The sequence below is a fragment of the Flavobacterium sp. EDS genome (assembly GCF_020991525.1).
GTDB lineage: Bacteria > Bacteroidota > Bacteroidia > Flavobacteriales > Flavobacteriaceae > Flavobacterium.
Map to the genome: position 1 here is coordinate 18,776 of NZ_JAJMOZ010000014.1, position 20,403 is coordinate 39,178.

Here is a 20,403-nt window from a genome sequence, read left to right on the forward strand (position 1 = left end):
AATCTAATTTACTTTAAAATTATTTTTTGGAAGACAATTTAGACTTACTTATAAAAAAGTGCATGGACAATGACAGAGGAGGGCAATTGAGAATTTATCAATTGTTCTCTCCTGTATTGTATGGAATTTGTCTAAAATATATGAAAAATGAAGATGATGCAAAAGATGTCTTTCAAGAAGCTTTTATAATCGTTTTTCAAAAAATAAAGCAATATAAATTTGAAGGTAGTTTTGAGGGATGGATGAAACGAATTTTCATTAATAAACTCATAGAAACTCTAAAAAAGAGAAAAAGAGATTATCTTTTTTTGGATGTTTTTGATTCAGAAACAGAAATTATCGAAGAGGAAGAACTAGAATCTATTCCGATAACACAAGAAAAACTAATCGAATATATCCAGGATTTACCCGACCAATATCGGATGGTTTTTAATCTATTTGTATTTGAAAAAATGAAACACAAAGAGATTGCCGAAATGCTCCAAATCACTGAAGGGACTTCTAAATCAAACTTAAATAGGGCGAAAAAAATATTACAAACAAAAATTTTGGCCGTATTAAATTTTAAAATAGCATGAAAAAGAAAAAAATAGAAGATGTTTTTTCTTCAATAGAAAATTTTTCTAGTGTACCTCCACCAGAATTATGGACTATGATTGAAGAAAAACTAGACGAACCTAAAAAGAAAAAAGCAACAGCCATTTGGTGGTCGTTAGCTGCTAGTCTTTTAATAGGTTTAGCCATCACGTCTGGTCTATATTTTAACTCAAATGAAGATGATACTTTAATTAAGAGCAATAATGTTGTTCTAGATAATCAAGAAAACAACTCAAAATCAAATACAACTCCATCTACTATTAATAATACTCCTTTAGACAGTGCGACTACAATAACTATTGCTGAATCAGACAATTCAACAACTAATAAAAAGTCAAACAACAGTCAACAATCGCCTAAAACAGTAACAACTTCAACCAATAAAAAAGAAAAGTCTCCATTAAAATTAAATCATGAAACTATTTCTTTAGCCAAATCATCATCAGAAAACAGCAATAAAACTACCTCATCAAGGCAAAACAGTATTAAAATTGGCAATACTCTAAATAAAATTAAAAGCGAAAGAATTGCTTTAAACAGTAATAACAACTCTGAAAAATCAGTTAAGGATGATGTAAATACATCTTTAATAAAACAAAATAACACCAAAATTGGCAACGATTTAAATAGTGATAAAAGCAGAGAAATTGCTTTAAATAGTAATATTCAATCTACATCACAAAATGATGTCAATAATTCTCTATACAAACAAAACACAACTGAAATTAATAGTAATTTAAAATCAGATCAAAAAAAGGAAATAGCTCTAAATAGTATCTCTGAAAAGAATCTTACATCTTTTAACGATTCTTTGAATAAAGCACAAATTGCACTTGAATTACAACAATTAGAAAACAGACTAAATAATAAAGAAGACAAGGACGAACCGAAAACTGAAAAAGATCTTTTAAAAGAAAAATGGTCAGTGGGGCTTTATGCAGGTATTGTAAACTCTCAAAGTTCAGGTAATAAAAAGACATTAGGCAATCCTATCGAATCAAAACAAAATACTGGATACGGTGTAAAAACAAATTACAAACTCAACAAAAAATGGGCAGTAAGTTCTGGTTTAAAAATCAATGAACTAGGGCAATCAGTAGCTAACGTATCTTATTACAACAAACAACAAAACACATTAAATACTGGAATTACCAATGACTTTTTTATTTCAAGTCCAAATGTAGAATACATTTCGACAAATAGGGATTATGTTTTTTCCTCTGACAACAGTAATCAAAAAATTCAAAGCAGTGGTACAAGTAACCTAACTGGTAATATTAGTCAACAATTACAATATCTAGAAATGCCCTTAGAAGTTTCTTATGCTATTTTAAGTACAAAAAAAACAGCTATAATGCTTAACACGGGTGGCTTCGTAGGGAAATTAATCTCCAATGAAATTTTCTTAGATGGCAATTCAATTGGTGAGAATCTAGATGTCAACAATTTCGTCTATGGATCTAAATTAAGCAGTACTTTACAATATGAAGTGCTTAAGCAGACTCGTTTGTTTGTTGAACCTGGTCTAAATTATTATGTCAATCCACTAAAAACCCAATCGTTTAACCAATTTCAGTGGGGTCTGAATTTTGGGGTTAATTTTGGGTTTTAATTCTCTCTTTTGTTATAATAACAATTACACACAAAATTATATTACATAAATAAAGCTAGACTCTAATGATTAGAATCTAGCTTTATTTTTAATTTATAAGCTTACTGTCTTTTATTTTTTTATAATCTTATCTTTAAAAACAACTTTATTGTTTTCTGATAAAGTGTAAATATAAATTCCCGATTTTAAATCACTTATCTGGATTACCGAAGTGCTATTTTCTGTCCCTCCATTTACATCAACTGGCTTTCCTATCATACGCCCTGTAATATCATAAAGTCTTAACTTTAATTTCTTGTCATCATTCGTTTTTACAAGAACATTCACGATATCTGTCGCTGGATTAGGATATGTTTTTACTGCAAAACCATTCTTAGTTTCAAAATCAATTGTCCCTAATGTAGATTTTTTTAATTCGAAACGAGCAATTACTGGCCCGTGATCCGATGTTGTATTTACATAATTATTTATATCCGAACGAGGATCATATACTGCAATCGAATTAGGGATATATTCACTATTTAATTCATTTGATATCATAATATGATCCAAAAATCCACCTGAACTCAAGAAACTAAAAGCTCCTGCTTTACTAATATCTAAAGTAAGTGCATTATAATTTGCGACATCATCTACAAACATTTTATATGAAGAAGGATTTGGTGTTACAACAGATGCTTTTACGTCATCATTATAATCTCCCAAAATGATTAAATCAGAATTTGCATAATAACGATCTAAACTGTCTTTTAATACTTGTGCATCATATTTACGCATGTTGTATTTACTGATATCACTTCCGCTATTGGCACGTGCATGGAGATTAACCAAATTAATTAATCTTTTTACTCCTCCAATATCTGTTTTTATTTGTACCATATACGGCAAACGTCCTGACGAGAAAAAATTAGCATTGGTACCTGGGTAATTTACTAAAGTTTCTGTTCCAGCACGAAGGTCATCATAAAATTCCTTAAACATTACACGTTGACTTGTAACCGTTGCTATTTGAGTATTATAAATCACAACTAATTTTTGTGCAGGAAAATTTGGATCAGCTTCATTAAATGAATAAGACCAACTAGGTGAAGTAACTTTATCAAATGTTTTACCACCAACACTAATTTGTTTAATTAATTCTTCCATTGCTTTATCATCAGACACTTCTTGTACAGCATAAACATCGGCATCTAACTTAATCATTGCTTTTGCAACATTAGCTATTTGTAATGCATTATCTGTAGGCCCGAATTCTTTGCCACTTTTATCTTTTATATCTGTCCCAAAAAATTCAAGATTATATGTTACAACATCAAATGTATCTGCTTTAGGCAAAGAAGAACCTTTTAATGTACCAATATTTTTATTCAATGAAGTTCCTGTTAATGTCAATGTACCTGTTATAGACAATTCTTTTGTAGAAGGTGTAAATCTTGCATAAATTGTTTTCCCAAGCAATGCATCAGCTTCGCTTACAGTAACACTTGATAAAAAGTTAGAATCATTAAGAGATAATTGATAATCTAATGGAGCAGCGATAGTAACATCACCGTAACCACCAGCTTTAAAAATAAAAGACTTACTAGTAGAAACTGCATTTGGACTCACATCTCCAAAATCTAAATTAGGATTTGAATCTACGAATCCTAGCTCATTTGTTATAGCTACATCATCAATCGTCCACTCTGATGCATTACCACTACCTCCTGATAACGTTTCGTAAACCCAAGCTACATAAGTATGATCCGTTATGTATGCTCCTAAATTAATGTATTGTGATTGAACATAAGTTCCCGTTGTTACAGGAAAGTTACCATCTATTTCTGTCCAACTAGCAGTATCAGGGCTACTTTTTCCATCGTAATTTGTAGAAACCATTAATTTTAAACTTGGTCCGGCAAAATATTTACGAGAATAAAATGATAATAATGGATAATTATTAAAGCTATTTAAGCGTAATTTTGGTGAAATCAACCAATCTTCACTTACTCCACCATCTGAAAATCCATTCATTACCACTGCTCCGGGAGCTGAATTAGCATTTGTAGTTGTACTTTTCCATTGATTAGCAACACCAGCTACACTATAAGATGTCCAACCGCTATTAGTAAATATATTGGCATCATTAAAATTCTGAACGTATGGATTAATTCCAAAACCTGATACAGTCACTATTTTAGTAGCTGCATTGGTTGATTGATGAGTAATTTGTCCTGTAAAACTACCAAGTGCATTTGGTGTAAAACGTACATAAACTGTTGGAGTCGCGTTTGAAGCAAAAGCTCCTAAATCATATACAACAGAAGGTCCGAAAGTAATATTATCCTTAGATACTGCAAAATTAGCTGTTGCTGTAACTGTTACAGGATTAATAAGATTGGCCCCTTCAATTTGATAATCTAAAGCTGATGAACTAAAATTTTCTTCTTCGGTACCCAAATCAATAGTTGTAATCGTTGTAGTTATTTTTGGCGACACAACAGCTGAAGTAGTAACATCGATTTTATTCGCTGTTGCTTGTATGTTACCGTATGGATCTTCAGAAATAGAGTAAACACTATATGCTGTATTTAGTGCTAAACCTACAATGGTTTTTGAATAAACCAATGCTACATCTGCAATATCCAATACACCATATTGTAATGCTACTGTTCCACTTGCGTTCAAGCCTCCTTTTATTTGTGCTGGTGTAGGCGCTGCATCAGTAGCTGCTACTAATACATAATATGTTTTACCTACCTCATCAATTTTATTATGAAAATCAAACTCGTCTGATAAAATATTATCTATTTTTGGATAATCAACACTATTTACTGGAGGAAATAGATCTTGTTGAATATTAATATTTGAAATTGCAAACGAAGGACGAGTTCCTGAGCCTGAGTCCTCTCTAGAAATCCACCTAATCTGCACTATACTTTTATCATTACACTCTTCAGGTAATATTACTTCTATGCTTTTCAAATTTTGAGGAATTACAACACCTTTGTCAATTTGTCCAACGGTATTATTTCTATAAGCTGTTGGTAATAAAGATGTAAAAACCCCAGTAGTCCCAACTCGGTATTGCAAAACCATTTCATTTATACGGCTTGGTAGAGTAGTACCTGTACCTGTACCATAAGGATTACGAATAGTCATTATATCATATTTGACCTTAATCGCTTTTTGGCCAGTAGTAATAAAGGCAAATCCAATAGCAAAATCAGCAGATCCTGTATTAAGAAAACCTATTTTATTCTCAAAATTATATATATTTCCACTAGCACTACTTGCTGAACCCCCAGCAGTTAATGCTTTATCACTAATTAAAATACCATTTGTATTAAATGTCTTTCCAGTAGTCGTAGCAACCAACCATCCTTGAAATCCAGCTGGATATTCTACTACTGTCGATGGAAATGGATCAAATAATTGGGAATAAGGCAATGCTTGGGCCGGTGGTGCTGTCTGGGCAAAGAGATTCACCGAAAAGCAATAAAAAAAACTAAAAAAAGCCATTAAATGGCGTAAAGAGTAAATGTTTTTCATACGATTAAAAAATAGAGTTTTTAGAGTTCAAATTTATAGTCTTTAAAGTTAAGCCAATATTATAAAACCTTAAAGTTAGTGTTTATAAATTTATTAAACATTCAACAAAAAACATCATAATATCTATTATTTATATAATAAATATTAAAGATTTAAATCAATTAAACAAATAATCAGCACTTTTTTCATTTATTAATTTAAACTATAAAACCTCAACAATCCCAGTAATAGTAAGGCTTTTCTAGCAAAAATACACGTTCTAATCTCTTAATAAAACCGAGCAATTTTGTATCCATTAAATTAGAAATTCTTTAGATTTACTCACAAGAATTTTATTTTTATTACTAATTTTCTAATCATGAGAATTACACATCATGGGCTTTTTTAAAATCAAAACTAGTTGTCTAATGCTGACTTTATTGTATTAAAACTTTGTATCGCTTCGGCATATATAATAACTGGCAACTATTTCCATGATTTTTTAACAACTTCAATCTTCCTTTGATTAGCTTATTTGCTATTACAGTAATTCGGGCTGTTTATTTGTCGCTGAATAAAATCAAAACAATAAGTCAGATTAAGGATAAATGGGATTTCTTGTGAAACAAACCTATCTTTGCACAAAAATTCTAGCATGCCACATCAACATTTTATTCTTTCTAAGCCATACGGTTATTTAAGTCAGTTTATATATGAGCTAAAAAGAAAGAAAAAACTATTAGGTGAATTATATAATTTCCCTGAAGGCACAATGGCTATTGGCAGACTTGATGAAGATTCAGAAGGTTTGCTATTGCTTACCACTGATGGAAAAGTAAGTGAACAAATAAGAAGTAAAAAAGTCGATAAGGAATACTACGTTCAAGTTGATGGAATTATTACTCCTGAAGCAATTGAAGAATTACAAAAAGGGGTAGAAATAGGTTTTGATGGTGGAAAGTATAAAACCAAACCTTGCTCTGCTTTTATCGTTACCGAAATTCCTGATTTTGGTCCTAGAGCAAAAAAAATTCGAGACGAACGACATGGTCCCACTTCATGGGCTTCGATAACGGTAAATGAAGGTAAATTTCGCCAAGTGCGAAAAATGACTGCTGCCGTTGGTTTTCCTACTTTAAGATTGGTACGTGTTCGTATAGGAAATGTATATTTGCAAGGCTTAAAAGCTGGGGAAGTTCTTGAAGTACCCAATTTTAAATTAGATAATATATCAATCTGATAATTAAATAATTAGATAATTTTCAAATTAACAATTAACCGAATAAACAAATTAACGACAATGTTAAATATAGTTCTCGTAGAACCCGAAATACCTAATAATACTGGAAATATTGGCCGATTGTGCGTTGGTACCCAAAGCCGATTGCATTTAGTGCATCCATTTGGTTTTGTTATAAATGATAAAAACCTAAAGCGTTCCGGACTCGATTATTGGGTTCATCTTGATGTAACCGAATATCAAAATGTGGCCGAATGGAAAGCTCAAATTCCAGATTTATCACGCGTATTCCTTATGAGTTCTCATGCCGAAAAATCATATCTTGAAACTGATTTCCAAGATGGAGATTGGTTGGTTTTTGGTAAAGAAAGTGTAGGATTGAGTAAGGAAGTTTTAGAACAGTTCGAAAATCATCTTACGATTCCGATGTCATCTTTAATCAGAAGCTTTAATATCGCAAATTCGGTTGCTTTTGTTGTTGGTGAAGCTAAGAGACAGATTGGATTAAAGCTTTAAACGGTCATTTATCCAATCAGACAAATCTAAGTTTTTAAGTAATTACAAACTTTCCTTTTTCGGCATCAAAAGTAATATGATCATCTTTAAACAAAGTTGCAAAACTACCTGTCGCAATTAAGTTGCAAGGCTCGTCCTGTATAACTGTTTCAGGTGTCATAATAATCATTTCATCACTTAATTGAATTGCCAAATCAATATCATGTGTAGAAAACAGGATGCATTTTCCTGTTTCATTTGTTAGCTTCTTGAGCAATTTAAACAAAGCTACTTTGTGTAATAAATCAAGATGTGTTGTAGGCTCATCAAGAATAATAAGTGGCGTATCTTGTGCCAAAGCTCTTGCAATTAACACTTTTTGCAATTGTCCATCACTTATTTCGTAATGTTTTTTATGCGATAAATGGCTTATTTGAGTGAGTTCCAATGCCTCATTTACTTTTTTGATATCGTATCTACTTAAAGTTCCAATCCAGTTAGTATAAGGCTGACGTCCTAAAGCTACCAATTCAAAAACGGATAAATTACTTGACGGTAATTTTTCAGTTAAAACAATACTTAAGTTTTGAGCTAAATTTAGTGGTTTATATTCGAATACATTTTTATCATTTAATAAAACTGTTCCTGACAGCGGATGTTGAATTCCTGTTATTGTACGCAACAAAGTCGATTTCCCAATTCCGTTAGCACCAATTAAAGCTATAAGTTTGCCTGGTTCTAAGTTCAGGTTTAAGTTTTGAGCAATAGTTATAGTTGCTTTCTTGGACTTGTAGCCAATACTTAAGTTCGAAGTTGATAAGATAGTTTCCATTTTCTTTAAGGTACTAAGATGCAAAGTAACTAAGGTTCTAAGTTTTAAAATTCATTCTAGTCACAAATTGTAATCTATTTAAGACTATAATCAGTGACAAAAACATTTACTCAAAATTTCTTTTTCGAACTAATAGCCAAATTACTACTGGTGCTCCAATTATTGATGTTATTGCATTAATAGGCAATGTGGTTTCTAATCCTGGTAATTGTGATGCGATGTCGCAAAACAACATAATTATTCCGCCATAAAAAAGAGTACTCCAATATAAAACGGCATGATTACTAGTTCTGAATGTAAGCTTGGCAATATGAGGAACAGCTAGCCCGATAAAAGCTATTGGCCCTGCAAAAGCGGTAACACTTCCGGCTAAAATACTTGTTGCCAAAATGATGATGAGCCTTGTTCTCTTGAAATTAAGCCCCATGCTTTTGGCATAATTCTCTCCTAGAAGCAATGCATTTAATGGCTTAATACTAAAAGCACTTAAAAGCAAGCCAATACTAACACTAACTGCTAAAACAATAATCGAAGACCAAGAGAGATTCCCCAGACTTCCTAATGACCAAAAAGTGAATTTCTGTAATTGTTCTGCCGAACTAAAATAGGTTAAAACTCCAACAATGGCACTGGTAAAACTACCAAACATAAGTCCTACGATTAAAATAGCCATAGTATTTCGTAATCGTTGCGATACTAATAAGACCAGAAATAAAACAGAAATACTTCCTAATGTCGATGCGAATACGATTCCGTAGCTTGATAGCAAAATTGTATTTAAAAATGAAGGTAATAAACCCGCTCCTAAAATTACAATAGCTACTGCTAATATTGCTCCCGAACTTAATCCTAAGACATCTGGACCAGCCAATGGATTCCTAAATAATGTTTGCATTAATAAACCGCTTATCGCTAATCCTACACCTACCAATACTGCCGTTATAGCTTTGGGCAAACGGTAATTAATTATGATATATTCCCATGTTGATTTACTTGCTTCCCCTCCTGTTAAACTGGTATAAACTTCTTTGAACGGGATTGTAATTGACCCAAAACTAATATCTAGAAAGAATAGTAACAAAAGTGCTAAACCGAGTATAAAGAACAAGATTGTATTTCGCTTTTGATTCGCCAATGGAAGTTAGTTTAATTTAGACGCAAACGCAAATTCATAACTTGGCAATAACTCAGGATGAAATATCTTAATGTAATCTTTAAGAACTAAATCTGGACGGCTTGGTGCCAATTCATAATAAACCGTTCCTCCAGTTGCTCCAAATTTACTCTCGAAAGTATATACATTTTTCGTTTTAAAAGCATCGAACTGGCTGTAATGTGGATTACTTTTTTCTAATTCTGATAATGATTTAAAAGAACCTGTCGCAATCCAAACCGAAGCTGTTTTGGCTTTATCTAATATTTTTTCAAAAGATAAGCCCTGACTTCCTGTTCCTTCTAGATTTACCCATAAATAATCGGCTTTGGCATCGGCCATAAATTGGGCAACCCAACTATTTCCTTTAGCAACATACCATTGATCCATATACATCGAACCATATAAAACTGTTGAAGTTGCTTTCTTTGAAGACACTAATTTTTTAGCCTCATTATAACTAGTTACAATTTTATCAAAAAGTTCTTTGGCTTGCGCTTCTTTTCCAAATAATGCTCCGTAAAGTTTAATCCATTCCGCTTTTCCTAGTGGTGATTGTTCCATCCAATCGGCTTGAATAAGCACTTTTAAACCGCTTTTTTGTAAATTATCTAACATTGGGTTGTTGTTATCTACCCCAAAAGTGACAATTAAATTTGGTGCTAATTCTATAAGTTGTTCGATATTTAATTTTTCATTTTGACCTACATTCTTAACAGAACCTTTATCTATTAATTTTCTGGTTTTCTCCGAAGAAACATAATCGGTATGTGGAAAACCTACCAAATTATTTTCGACATCAAGCATTTCTAAAAACGGAATATTAGTTGTTGATGTTACTACAATTGTCTGTAAAGGAACCTGAATAGTTGTATAAGTTTTTAAGCTATCTGGTACAACTCCGTCTTTTTCTTTTAATACATAAGTATAAGCTTTTCCAGCATCTGGCCATGGATTTGAAACTTTTACAACTGAATAACCTGTGAATTTATTAATAGAAAGTCCCGAGGCATATTCGATACTGTTTTGTCCTATTTCAGTTTTTGTTTCTGGCGTACTTTCATTTTTCTTGCATCCTATTACTACTAAAAAAGAGAAAAGAAAAACGACTTTATGTAATGATGACTTCATATGTAGTTACTATTTGTTTTATAAAGGTTGTAGACAGTAGCAAAGGTAGCGCTATTTCCAAATTTCTTGTTTACTTTTAAACGTAAAAAATTGAACAAATAGTATCTTTGCTGTATGAATGGTCTTAAAGTGAAAAATTGCTCTAGCTGCGGAACTGCATTTAATTGTGGAGATTCTCCCGATGGAAACAAATGTTGGTGCAACGACTTCCCTCCTATTTTTGTACCTTCGGAAGTTGTAGATTGTCTTTGCCCGAATTGTTTTAAAAATGCTTGTGCTGTAAAAATAGATGATTTTGTAAATACAATTACTCCCGAAATTGCGATTGATAATAAAGCTTCAGTTTTACCTAAAAACAATACGCTAATTGAAGGAATCGATTATTATCTGGAAAATGGAAATTATGTTTTTAAGGAATGGTTTCACCTAAAAAGGGGAAGCTGTTGCGGAAATAAATGTAGACATTGCCCCTATAAATAATTAACAACTAATAATTAAATGGTTCCGTTAGGAATAGTAGCGGCATCCTTTTATTTTTTTCTTTAAAAAATAAAAGATATAGCATCCCGATAGCTATCGGGAAGCCCGACCGAAGGGAACGTCCTTCTTAAACTTACAATTCATAATTAACAATTATAAAAATGATTTACTTGATTACTGGTGGGGAACGTTCGGGGAAAAGTGGTTATGCTCAAGAACTGGCTTTAGAACTTACGAATACGCCAATTTATGTGGCGACGGCTCGAAAATGGGATGAAGATTTCCAGAATAGAATTGACAGACACCAACAAGAACGAGACGAACGCTGGACAAATATTGAAAAAGAAAAACACTTGAGCGAAATTGATTTTTCGGGTAAAGTGGCTTTGATTGATTGTGTAACGCTTTGGTTAACGAACTTTTTTGTTGACACTAAAAACGATGTTACATTATCTCTTGACGAAGCTAAAGCTGAATTTTTGAAAATAGCCAATCAGCCAGATGCAACCTTGATAATTGTAACTAACGAAATCGGAATGGGACTTCATGCTGATACACATGTAGGAAGAAAATTTACGGAATTACAAGGCTGGATGAATCAGTTTCTTGCCAAAAATGCCGATACTGTTGTATTAATGGTTTCTGGAATTCCGGTAAAAATAAAAGGATAATTTGGCTTTGTCCCTCTGAACCTTTGCGCCTTTGAACCTTAAAAAGAAAAAACATGAGTTATTTAGATGATATTTTAAAATCACGCCGCGATACACGCCATTTTACAAATGATGAAGTTCCTGACGAGGTTATCCAAAAAGCGTTGCAGGCAGGACATTGGGCGCCTTCGGTAGGTTTGACTGATGCAACTAAATACTACATCATAAAATCTGATGGGGTTAAAAAAGCTATCAAAGATTTATTTTTGGATTATAATAAAAAAGCAGAATCATTAACTGATGATGAGCATCAGAAAGAACATTATAAATCCTTAAAACTAGAGGCCATTGAGGAAGCTCCGATTGGGATGATTATTGCTTATGATCGCTCGGTACTGAACAACTTTACTATAGGAACTGTTGGTAGTAATGAAGCTGTAAAATTTAGCTCCGTTTGTGCTGCACAAAATATATGGTTATCACTTACGGAACAAGGTTACGGCATGGGTTGGGTTTCTATATTAAACTATTATCAGTTCAAGAAAATAATTGACTTACCCGAAAACATAGAGCCACTAGGCTATTTTTGCATTGGAAAACCCGCAACGAACTATGACAATCAACCGATGTTGCAACAATTGAACTGGAAACAGAAATCAGAAACTTTTGATTGCATCGAAATTAAAACTATAAATGAGAGTTTTGCTCCGAAATTAGATTTAGAAAATCAATCGAAAATTGAAATTACTGCTTCTTTCAAAGAATCACTACAACATAAAATTGACTCAAAAACGAAACCTCTTGGTTCTTTGGGTATTTTAGAAAAATTAGCATTCCAAATCGGGACTGTTTTTCAGACTTTGAATCCTGAGATTATAAAACCTAATATCGTTGTTTTTGCCGCAGATCACGGAATTGCCAATCATGGTGTAAGCGCGTATCCGCAAGACGTTACCCGACAAATGGTCGGTAATTTTCTTGAAGGTGGAGCAGCAATTAATGTGTTTTGTAAACAAAACAATATTGAACTTTCTATCGTAGATGCTGGTGTAAATTATGATTTCCCTACCAATGCCAATTTAATTAATGCTAAAATTGCTAAAGGAACTCAGTCCTTTCTACATGTTCCCGCAATGAGCGAAACTGAACTACAATTATGCTTCTTAAAAGGATCCGAAATTGTTGATTCTATTGCAAAAACAGGAAGTAATTGTATTGGGTTTGGCGAAATGGGTATTGGGAATACCTCTACAGCTTCTGTCTTGATGAGTGTTTTAACTGGTTTCTCTATTAAGGAATGTGTGGGAAAAGGAACTGGAGTTGATGATGCTAAACTAAATGAGAAACAGGAAATCTTAAAAAAAGCTATCGAAAATTATTCTGGTCAAGCCGAATTAAAAGAGCAACTAGCTTATTTTGGTGGTTTTGAAATCATGCAGATGGCTGGCGGGATGTTAGCCGCTTATAAAAACAATATGCTCACTCTTGTAGATGGTTTTATTTGTACTGTAGCTTTTTTAATTGCCTTTAAAATAAATCCTGACATTAAAAAGAATGCAATTTTCTGTCATTCTTCGGCTGAACAAGGACATCAAAAATTATTAGATTACCTTGAGGCCAAATCGGTTTTACAACTTGATTTACGCTTAGGCGAAGGAACTGGTTGTGCAATTGCTTTACCAATATTACAATCGGCAGTGGCTTTTCTTAACGAAATGGCTACTTTTGAGAATGCTGGGATTAGTAATAAATAAGAGTTTAAAAAATTATGCCATTCATAAAAGTATATATACACTTAGTTTGGAGTACTAAAAATAGAGTTCCCTATTTAGATTCTGCAGAATTGCGTCAAAAAGTCTGGCAACATATAAGAGAGAATGCAAAAGAAAAAGGAATTTATATTGATTTTATAAATGGATATTCAGACCATTGTCACTGTCTTATTTCATTAGGCGTAGACCAAAACATCCAAAAAACAATACAATTACTAAAAGGAGAGTCTTCGTTTTGGATTAATAAAAACCAATTAACTAAAGAAAAATTTGAATGGCAAGATGAGTATTTTGCAGTTTCTGTTTCTGAATCTATTATTGATAGAGTAAGAGACTATATTAAAAATCAAGAAATACATCATACTAAAAAAACACTTCAGGAAGAATATAATGAGTTTATTCTCAAGTATGGATTTCAGAAAACAAATAATAAATAAAGATTTGGCTAAAGCCAATAACATAACAAATTTCGTATCCTCCAGATAAATCTGGAGGCAATTCAATTTCTAAGATTGTCAATAAAATAAAATAACAATCTTAGAAATTGAATTGCCAACATCTTTAGATGTTGTTTTATTAAATGACAAACAAATTGGCTTTAGCCAAATACTTAATAGCAGCATGATTTTAATAAATATACTCCAAAGTAACCTAACAAAAGCATCAATACATAAAAACAAATTTTATAGACAATCTAAATATTGAATTGCCAACATCTTTAGATGTTCGTTAATAATAGGTTAATAATATTGGCTTTAGCCAAATAAACAAAATCATTAAATGAAAAAACAACTCCATATATTTTTTACTGCATTAATGTTTTACACAAGGATTCCTTGTCCTAAAAACATCGACCATAATCCTGATTATCTTAATAAAGCAAGTCGTTATTTCCCTTTGATAGGTTGGATTGTTGGAGGGATTTCTTTTCTGGCTTTTTATGGAGCTTCATTTTTAGTATCATTATCTGCTGCAGTAATTATAGGAATGATTGCTGGAATCTTGACTACAGGAGCATTTCATGAGGATGGTTTTGCGGATGTTTGTGACGGTTTTGGTGGCGGTTGGACCAAAGAAAAAATCTTACTTATCATGAAAGATAGTGCCATTGGAGCGTATGGAGCTATTGGCGTTGTATTATTATTTTTATTGAAATTTCAATTACTTTCAGAACTAGTAACAACAGAAACAATTACAAACCAGAAATCAACATTCACTATTTTATTATTGTTTATTGCAGGACATTCTATTAGTCGTTTGGCGGCTATAAGCATTGTATTTACTCATGAATATTCTCGTGAAGATGCTTCAAGCAAAAGTAAACCTATTGCAAAAAGTTTTAGCTGGAAAGAAGTTGTAGGCTCTTTCTTTTTTGGTTTATTACCTCTTTTAGTTCTTTCTTATTTTCAGTACCAAATACTGTTGGTCATACTCCCAGTCTTTCTTGCTCGTTATTTCTTAGCTCGTTATTTCCAAAAATGGATTGATGGTTATACAGGAGATTGTCTAGGTGCCACACAACAAGTTTGCGAAGTTATTTTTTACTTAAGTGTTATAGCAATATGGAAATTTATTTAGTTCGCCATACCGAAACTGTTTGCGAAAAAGGAATTTGTTACGGTCAAACCGATGTAGATATTGCTGAACCTTACGATTTGATTTTTGATAACATCGCAAAGCAATTGCCTGATGATGCAATCTTATATTCTAGTCCATTGAAACGTTGTGCATTACTTGCTAAACATATCCAAAAAGAAACCAAAATTTCAAACTACCAAGAAGACAAACGCTTGATGGAAATGAATTTTGGCGATTGGGAAATGAAAAATTGGAATGAAATTGCTCAAGAAGATTTAAATCCGTGGATGGAAGATTTCGTAAATATTCGAGTTCCAAACGGAGAATCTTTTATTGATTTACATCAAAGGGTAACTCATTTTATAGAAAACGAAATACTTATCAAAAAACCATCAAAGGCAATTATAATTACACATGCTGGAGTTATTCGAAGCATTTTATGTCTTTTGAATTCACTTCCTTTAAAAGATGCTTTTCAAAACAAAGTCGATTTTGGACAGGTCATAAAAATTATAATATAAAACTATAAACGAAACCTTCGATTTACATTCTGGGTTAAAGTCTAAACAAAATTGATTTTTAAGCATTTTTAACTTTATATTTGTAGCCACATTAAGGTTGTGCCATATTTATTAGACACATTAAAAGGGAATCAAGTAATTGAAGTTTGAAATTATCAAAATCAACATTCGTAAATCTTGAGCTGTACCCGCAACTGTAAACTTAGTTCCGAAAGGAATGCTTGTTGTTAACTACAAAACCACTGTTTTAAAACGGGAAGGAAAACAACAAGACGTAAGCCAGGAGACCTGCCTTTGTTAACAAATATCGAACTCTCGGGAAAAAGAGTTTAGAAATTATGACATTACAAAAGTTATACATCTGTCTTTCACTCTTAGCTTGCCAATTTATTTTGGCACAAAATGATTCTATAACAAAATTAAAAGAAGTTATAGTTTCAGATACTAACCTCAAGAAATACTCAGACTCACAATCGGTTCAATTACTTAATGATTCTATTATTAATAAAAACCAAGCATCCTTAACATCTCTTTTAAATTATAACACTGTTATTTACTTTAAGGAAAATGGACTAGGAATGACTTCTGCACCTTCTTTTAGAGGAACGACAGGCGCCCAAACTGCAGTTATTTGGAACGGAATAAACATCAATTCTCAATTTTTAGGTCAAGCAGATTTTAATACAATCGGAACTAGAGATTTCAACTCTATTGCTGTAAAAGCCGGAGGAGGAAGTGTATTATATGGAAGTGGCGCAATAGGCGGAAGTATTCACTTAAATAATGACATACGTTTTAAAAAGGATTTTTCTAACCATTTGTTTCTCAGTGGAGGCAGTTATGATACTTATAGCACAAATTATCGTGCTAACGTTTCGTCCGACAAATACAGCATTCAAGTTAATATTTCCAGAAATAGTTCTGACAATGATTTTAAATACCCTGGAACTACTGATCAAAAAAACATTAATGGTGCATACTATAACACGAGTATGAATACAACATTTGGTTATAAAATAGACTCTAAAAACTCCTTGAAATTATATAGTCAGTTTTATGATGCAGAACGTCATTTTTCTTTGACTTCTCCAAACGCTACCAAAACAAAATATAATGACTTTAACACTCGTAATCTTTTAGAATGGGAGAATACATTTAATCGGTTTACTTCTAAATTAAGGGTGGCACATATTGGAGAATCTTATAAATATTTCCCAAGTATTACCTCCGACTTTTATACTTATGGAAAAGTTGAAACTTCTATTATAAAATATGATTTAGCTTTTGATGTAAATGACAAGATTAAACTGAATTCTATCATTGATTATAATCGTAATAAAGGATATGGCTCTAGTATAAATAATGTAAAAAGACAAGTTGGTTCAGCTAGTTTATTATTACAGCATTTCGTAACTGACAAATGGGATTACACAGCTAGTATTCGTCAGGAATTAACAGATAATTATGGAAATCCTTTTCTTTTTTCTTTAGGAACAAGGTATCAATTTACAGATTTTTATCGCATAAAATTAAACGCTTCTAAGAATTTCAGAATGCCTACTTACAACGATTTATTTTGGGAAGGAAGTGGTAACCCTGATTTAAAACCTGAAACTTCTTATCAGGGAGAAATCGGCAACGAGTTTTTTACAAAAAAATTCTCATTATCTGTAACTATGTATTACAATTCGATAAAAGATTTATTACGTTGGGTACCATCCCAAGGTGGTGGTGATAACTGGTCTCCAGAAAACACAAGCAGAGTAAGAGCTTATGGTGCTGAAGTACTTTTAGAATGGAGAACAAAAATAGAAAATCATAATTTCACACTTAACGGAACCTATGCCTATACTGTTTCAGAAAGCAAGCAATTAATTAAAGGCGAATTATTTTATAAACAACTTATATATGTCCCTTATCATAAATTAACTGGATCTGTTTCTTACAATTGGAAAAAAGTTTCTTCTTACTTTCAATACTTATACAACGGAGAAGCATTTAGCACTCCTTTTAATAATCCTGCTACCAAAGTGAAACCTTATAACGTTGGTAATCTAGGAATTGATTATGACTTAGGAAAAAAGAACAGTTACAAAATTGGATTACAAATACTGAATATCTGGAACGAAGATTACCAACCAGTTATTGGGAGACAAATGCCTGGAAGAAATTACACCATATATATAAACCTTAACTTTTAATACCATGAAAAAACTTAATAAGCTATTTTTAGCTGTCATTGTAAGCGCTACATTTTTTGTATCTTGTAGTAATGACGACGATACCATTACTCCAGAACCAGAACCTGCACCACGTGGAAATTACGAAGGAGGACTATTTATTATCGAAGAAGGTGTTTTTGAAAAAGTAAATGGATCTATTTCCTATTTATCAGACGACTTAAAACTCGGGAAAAATGTTTTTTCTTTAGTTAATGAAGGTAAAAATATTAAAGATGCTCCTCAAAGCATTGGTTTTAATGGTGATTATGCTTACATCATTGTAAATAGAGGAAATAAAATTGAAGTAGTTAACCGAAATACATTTAAAAGTATTGCTACAATCAACACAAAGATAAATAGCCCAAGATATATTGCATTTGCAAATGGAAAAGGATTTATTACAAACTGGGGTAACCCAGTAGACCCTTCAGATGATTATGTAGCTGTCATTGATTTAACAACAAATAAAGTTACATCAACAATTCCTGTTGTTGAAGGTCCTGAGCAAATAATCGAAAATGACAACAAACTTTATGTAGCTCACAAAGGTGGTTGGGGCCAAGGAAACTCATTATCTATTATCGACGCTAGTAATAATACTGTTACAAAAAACTTTGCAGTAGGAGACGTACCTAGTTCATTAGTAAAAGATAATGGCACTTTATATGTTTTATGTAATGGACGACCATCATACGTTTCACCTGAAACAACTGGTAAATTAGTAAAAATTAACATGAGTAACAATACCGTTTCATCTACAATTGATTTTCCTGGCATCACTCATCCTAGCTTCTTAGCTATTGAAAACAACAAACTGTATTATACTGTTGGAAATAATATCTATGCTGCATCAACAAACACAACAACGTTACCAACTACAGAAATATTTAAAGCAAAAGAAGTTAGTGCTCTTTATGGCTTTGCAGTAAAAAACAACAATATATATATTGCTGATGCAGTAAATTTTCAAGACCCTGGAGATGTTTATATTTATTCTTTAACAGGAGTTTTATCTAATGAATTCAGTGTTGGAATATCACCAAATGGCTTCTATTTTAACAAATAATAAATTAAAAATCTTAATTTCATATCTTACTTATTTTCAACAAAAAAGGCTTTCTAACGAAAGCCTTTTTTTGTATTATCTATCTTGTAACGCTCTCAAGAGCCCTTCTGGAGCTTCATCCAAATACATTTGATTTCGAATACCATCTATTGATTTTGAATCGGTAAAATACTCAAACACTTTGTCATCTTTAGGCAGAATCATTTTACCTGTTCCAATAATTTTTGAAACTGCAGTACCTAATAAAGGTTCAGTAGTATACTCTCCTAAAACGCCTAACGCATTTACAGATTCTATTACACTATATGTAGGTGTTAATCCGTTAGTGTATTCTCCAAAGCCTACAGAATTAACAATTTTTAAAACAATGGGCTGCATAGCATATTTATGACTCGGATTTCTATTCATTTTACCAAAAGTAGGTGAATCATAAAGAGTAACCGACCCCACATTTTTACCTATAGTAACATCACCTATTTGTACTACATCAATGTATGGTTTTAACCCATTAATAACCAATTCACTTGCCGATGCAGTACTTTTAGTAGTTAAGATATATACTTTAGCTAGTTTCAAACTTTTTAAAGCAACTCCATTAAATCTATCTACAAACCTATTATTAAGTAATTCCGGATCTTCAGTTTCATAATACTTATTGAGCTTATTATTCCATTTTTGCTTAGAAAAAACTTCATCAGTAAACTGTCCTGTAATCATACTTGCCAATCGGGTTGCCGTTTGTACAGAACCTCCCCCATTATATCGCAAATCAAGAACCAAATCAGTAACACCTTTTGATTTTAATTCTCCAAATGCCGCGTTTAATTGATCATCATAGTTTCCATAAAAGCCATTATACATCAAATACCCTATTTTATGACCATCTTTTTCTATCACTTTATTGATGAAAATTGGATTTTCATCCAAAATTGATTTAGTAAGCGTAATCGATTTCCCATTTGGAACAAATGCCGTCCCATTATAATCCGTTAGATTTATAGTATAACTATCTGGCGCAAGCAGCGTTCTATAATTATCATAAGTGATTTGAGTTCCGTTAATACCATAAAATAAATCTCCACGTTTCACTCCTTTGTTTGCAGCATCAGAGTTAGGCAAAATATAACGTACAAAACCAATCAAATCATTAGAACCTTTGGACTTTGGACTTAATTTAAAATCTATTCCGTTATTTTTTGATGTTCCTTGAAGTTCTTGTTCTAAAACCGTATAATCATCAACAATCCAGCTAAACCTATCTATTGATGGATCTACACGCAAAGAATTAAATAATGTTTCAGGATCTGGATACCCCTTCAAAAAAGAATTTAATGCTTCTTGATTATTATTAAAACGGTCATCAGCTAAATTAGGAACATCACCTTGCCACAAATAATACTGATTCAATCCTTTCCAGATAAAATCTTGTACTTGTAAATTTCTAGGAGCAGCCACATCATCTTGATCCTGGCAAGCTTGAAAGCAGAATACAGCTAAAAATAATAATATTACGGTTCTAAATATTGTCTTCATATAGTAGGTAT

Annotated in this window: 17 protein-coding genes and 1 riboswitch; of the genes, 12 read left to right on the plus strand and 5 right to left on the minus strand. The window is 32.2% G+C overall.

The genetic code is table 11. The features are described from left to right. The first annotated feature begins 62 nt into the window (after nt 1–62). On the plus strand, nt 63–578 hold the full coding sequence (locus LPB87_RS17065) for a sigma-70 family RNA polymerase sigma factor (RefSeq protein ID WP_230728660.1): 516 nt from the start codon (nt 63–65) through the stop codon (nt 576–578). Beyond that, complete coding sequence (locus LPB87_RS17070) at nt 575–2,209, plus strand: hypothetical protein (RefSeq protein WP_230728661.1); 1,635 nt, start codon at nt 575–577, stop codon at nt 2,207–2,209. Before LPB87_RS17065 ends, LPB87_RS17070 begins: the two co-directional genes overlap by 4 nt. Before the next feature lie 111 nt (nt 2,210–2,320). On the opposite strand, the gene LPB87_RS17075 is transcribed toward LPB87_RS17070, so the two are convergent. Next, nucleotides 2,321–5,740: a choice-of-anchor J domain-containing protein gene (locus LPB87_RS17075; protein WP_230728662.1), complete on the minus strand. Its 3,420-nt coding sequence runs from the start codon at nt 5,738–5,740 to the stop codon at nt 2,321–2,323. Between the two features lie 634 nt (nt 5,741–6,374). Here LPB87_RS17075 and LPB87_RS17080 point away from each other — a divergent pair. After that, nucleotides 6,375–6,959: a pseudouridine synthase gene (locus tag LPB87_RS17080; protein WP_129539554.1), complete on the plus strand. Its 585-nt coding sequence runs from the start codon at nt 6,375–6,377 to the stop codon at nt 6,957–6,959. A 60-nt stretch (nt 6,960–7,019) separates the two neighbouring features. Continuing rightward, on the plus strand, nt 7,020–7,475 hold the full coding sequence (locus LPB87_RS17085; protein WP_129539555.1) for a tRNA (cytidine(34)-2'-O)-methyltransferase: 456 nt from the start codon (nt 7,020–7,022) through the stop codon (nt 7,473–7,475). A gap of 34 nt (nt 7,476–7,509) precedes the next feature. Here LPB87_RS17085 and LPB87_RS17090 read toward each other — a convergent pair whose 3' ends face one another. The 3 genes from LPB87_RS17090 to LPB87_RS17100 form a co-directional block, all read right to left on the minus strand. Then, entirely contained in the window at nt 7,510–8,286 is a 777-nt protein-coding gene (locus tag LPB87_RS17090; RefSeq protein WP_129539556.1) for an ABC transporter ATP-binding protein, read from the minus strand. A gap of 106 nt (nt 8,287–8,392) precedes the next feature. Continuing rightward, nucleotides 8,393–9,421, minus strand: coding sequence for an iron ABC transporter permease (locus LPB87_RS17095; protein ID WP_129539557.1), 1,029 nt, complete (start codon nt 9,419–9,421; stop codon nt 8,393–8,395). A 6-nt stretch (nt 9,422–9,427) separates the two neighbouring features. Further along, a complete protein-coding gene (locus LPB87_RS17100; RefSeq protein WP_230728663.1) occupies nt 9,428–10,570 on the minus strand; it encodes an ABC transporter substrate-binding protein in 1,143 nt (380 codons plus the stop codon). A 114-nt stretch (nt 10,571–10,684) separates the two neighbouring features. Here LPB87_RS17100 and LPB87_RS17105 point away from each other — a divergent pair, with 114 nt between their 5' ends. From LPB87_RS17105 to LPB87_RS17140, 8 genes are all read left to right on the plus strand, one after another. Continuing rightward, nucleotides 10,685–11,050: a DUF5522 domain-containing protein gene (locus tag LPB87_RS17105; RefSeq protein ID WP_230728664.1), complete on the plus strand. Its 366-nt coding sequence runs from the start codon at nt 10,685–10,687 to the stop codon at nt 11,048–11,050. Between the two features lie 161 nt (nt 11,051–11,211). Further along, on the plus strand, nt 11,212–11,721 hold the full coding sequence (cobU, locus tag LPB87_RS17110) for a bifunctional adenosylcobinamide kinase/adenosylcobinamide-phosphate guanylyltransferase (RefSeq protein WP_129539561.1): 510 nt from the start codon (nt 11,212–11,214) through the stop codon (nt 11,719–11,721). A 53-nt stretch (nt 11,722–11,774) separates the two neighbouring features. After that, a complete protein-coding gene (gene cobT / locus LPB87_RS17115) occupies nt 11,775–13,454 on the plus strand; it encodes a nicotinate-nucleotide--dimethylbenzimidazole phosphoribosyltransferase (protein ID WP_230728665.1) in 1,680 nt (559 codons plus the stop codon). 14 nt (nt 13,455–13,468) lie between these two features. Next, nucleotides 13,469–13,909 carry an IS200/IS605 family transposase gene (gene tnpA / locus LPB87_RS17120; RefSeq protein ID WP_129539563.1) on the plus strand — a complete coding sequence of 147 codons (441 nt, stop codon included), beginning with the start codon at nt 13,469–13,471 and terminating at the stop codon, nt 13,907–13,909. 343 nt (nt 13,910–14,252) lie between these two features. Continuing rightward, the gene (locus tag LPB87_RS17125) at nt 14,253–15,050 is read left to right on the plus strand and encodes an adenosylcobinamide-GDP ribazoletransferase (RefSeq protein WP_230728666.1); all 798 of its coding nucleotides are present in this window, start codon (nt 14,253–14,255) and stop codon (nt 15,048–15,050) included. After that, complete coding sequence (cobC, locus tag LPB87_RS17130) at nt 15,035–15,571, plus strand: alpha-ribazole phosphatase (protein WP_230728667.1); 537 nt, start codon at nt 15,035–15,037, stop codon at nt 15,569–15,571. Before LPB87_RS17125 ends, cobC begins: the two co-directional genes overlap by 16 nt. Nucleotides 15,572–15,648: 77 nt before the next feature. Further along, nucleotides 15,649–15,882, plus strand: a riboswitch (cobalamin riboswitch). A 27-nt stretch (nt 15,883–15,909) separates the two neighbouring features. Further along, the gene (locus LPB87_RS17135; protein ID WP_230728668.1) at nt 15,910–17,772 is read left to right on the plus strand and encodes a TonB-dependent receptor; all 1,863 of its coding nucleotides are present in this window, start codon (nt 15,910–15,912) and stop codon (nt 17,770–17,772) included. Nucleotides 17,773–17,776: 4 nt separating this feature from the next. Next, on the plus strand, nt 17,777–18,859 hold the full coding sequence (locus LPB87_RS17140; RefSeq protein ID WP_230728669.1) for a DUF5074 domain-containing protein: 1,083 nt from the start codon (nt 17,777–17,779) through the stop codon (nt 18,857–18,859). A gap of 75 nt (nt 18,860–18,934) precedes the next feature. On the opposite strand, the gene LPB87_RS17145 is transcribed toward LPB87_RS17140, so the two are convergent. Beyond that, a complete protein-coding gene (locus LPB87_RS17145) occupies nt 18,935–20,392 on the minus strand; it encodes a S41 family peptidase (protein WP_230728670.1) in 1,458 nt (485 codons plus the stop codon). Nucleotides 20,393–20,403 lie beyond the last annotated feature (11 nt).

Bases quoted from the DNA above. Each gene is read 5' to 3' on its own strand.
- LPB87_RS17065 (WP_230728660.1), top strand. From the start codon at position 63: ATGGACAATGACAGAGGAGGGCAATTGAGAATTTATCAATTGTTCTCT.
- LPB87_RS17070 (WP_230728661.1), top strand. From the start codon at position 575: ATGAAAAAGAAAAAAATAGAAGATGTTTTTTCTTCAATAGAAAATTTT.
- LPB87_RS17075 (WP_230728662.1), bottom strand. From the start codon at position 5,740: ATGAAAAACATTTACTCTTTACGCCATTTAATGGCTTTTTTTAGTTTT.
- LPB87_RS17080 (WP_129539554.1), top strand. From the start codon at position 6,375: ATGCCACATCAACATTTTATTCTTTCTAAGCCATACGGTTATTTAAGT.
- LPB87_RS17085 (WP_129539555.1), top strand. From the start codon at position 7,020: ATGTTAAATATAGTTCTCGTAGAACCCGAAATACCTAATAATACTGGA.
- LPB87_RS17090 (WP_129539556.1), bottom strand. From the start codon at position 8,286: ATGGAAACTATCTTATCAACTTCGAACTTAAGTATTGGCTACAAGTCC.
- LPB87_RS17100 (WP_230728663.1), bottom strand. From the start codon at position 10,570: ATGAAGTCATCATTACATAAAGTCGTTTTTCTTTTCTCTTTTTTAGTA.
- LPB87_RS17105 (WP_230728664.1), top strand. From the start codon at position 10,685: ATGAATGGTCTTAAAGTGAAAAATTGCTCTAGCTGCGGAACTGCATTT.
- cobU (WP_129539561.1), top strand. From the start codon at position 11,212: ATGATTTACTTGATTACTGGTGGGGAACGTTCGGGGAAAAGTGGTTAT.
- cobT (WP_230728665.1), top strand. From the start codon at position 11,775: ATGAGTTATTTAGATGATATTTTAAAATCACGCCGCGATACACGCCAT.
- tnpA (WP_129539563.1), top strand. From the start codon at position 13,469: ATGCCATTCATAAAAGTATATATACACTTAGTTTGGAGTACTAAAAAT.
- LPB87_RS17125 (WP_230728666.1), top strand. From the start codon at position 14,253: ATGAAAAAACAACTCCATATATTTTTTACTGCATTAATGTTTTACACA.
- cobC (WP_230728667.1), top strand. From the start codon at position 15,035: ATGGAAATTTATTTAGTTCGCCATACCGAAACTGTTTGCGAAAAAGGA.
- LPB87_RS17135 (WP_230728668.1), top strand. From the start codon at position 15,910: ATGACATTACAAAAGTTATACATCTGTCTTTCACTCTTAGCTTGCCAA.
- LPB87_RS17140 (WP_230728669.1), top strand. From the start codon at position 17,777: ATGAAAAAACTTAATAAGCTATTTTTAGCTGTCATTGTAAGCGCTACA.
- LPB87_RS17145 (WP_230728670.1), bottom strand. From the start codon at position 20,392: ATGAAGACAATATTTAGAACCGTAATATTATTATTTTTAGCTGTATTC.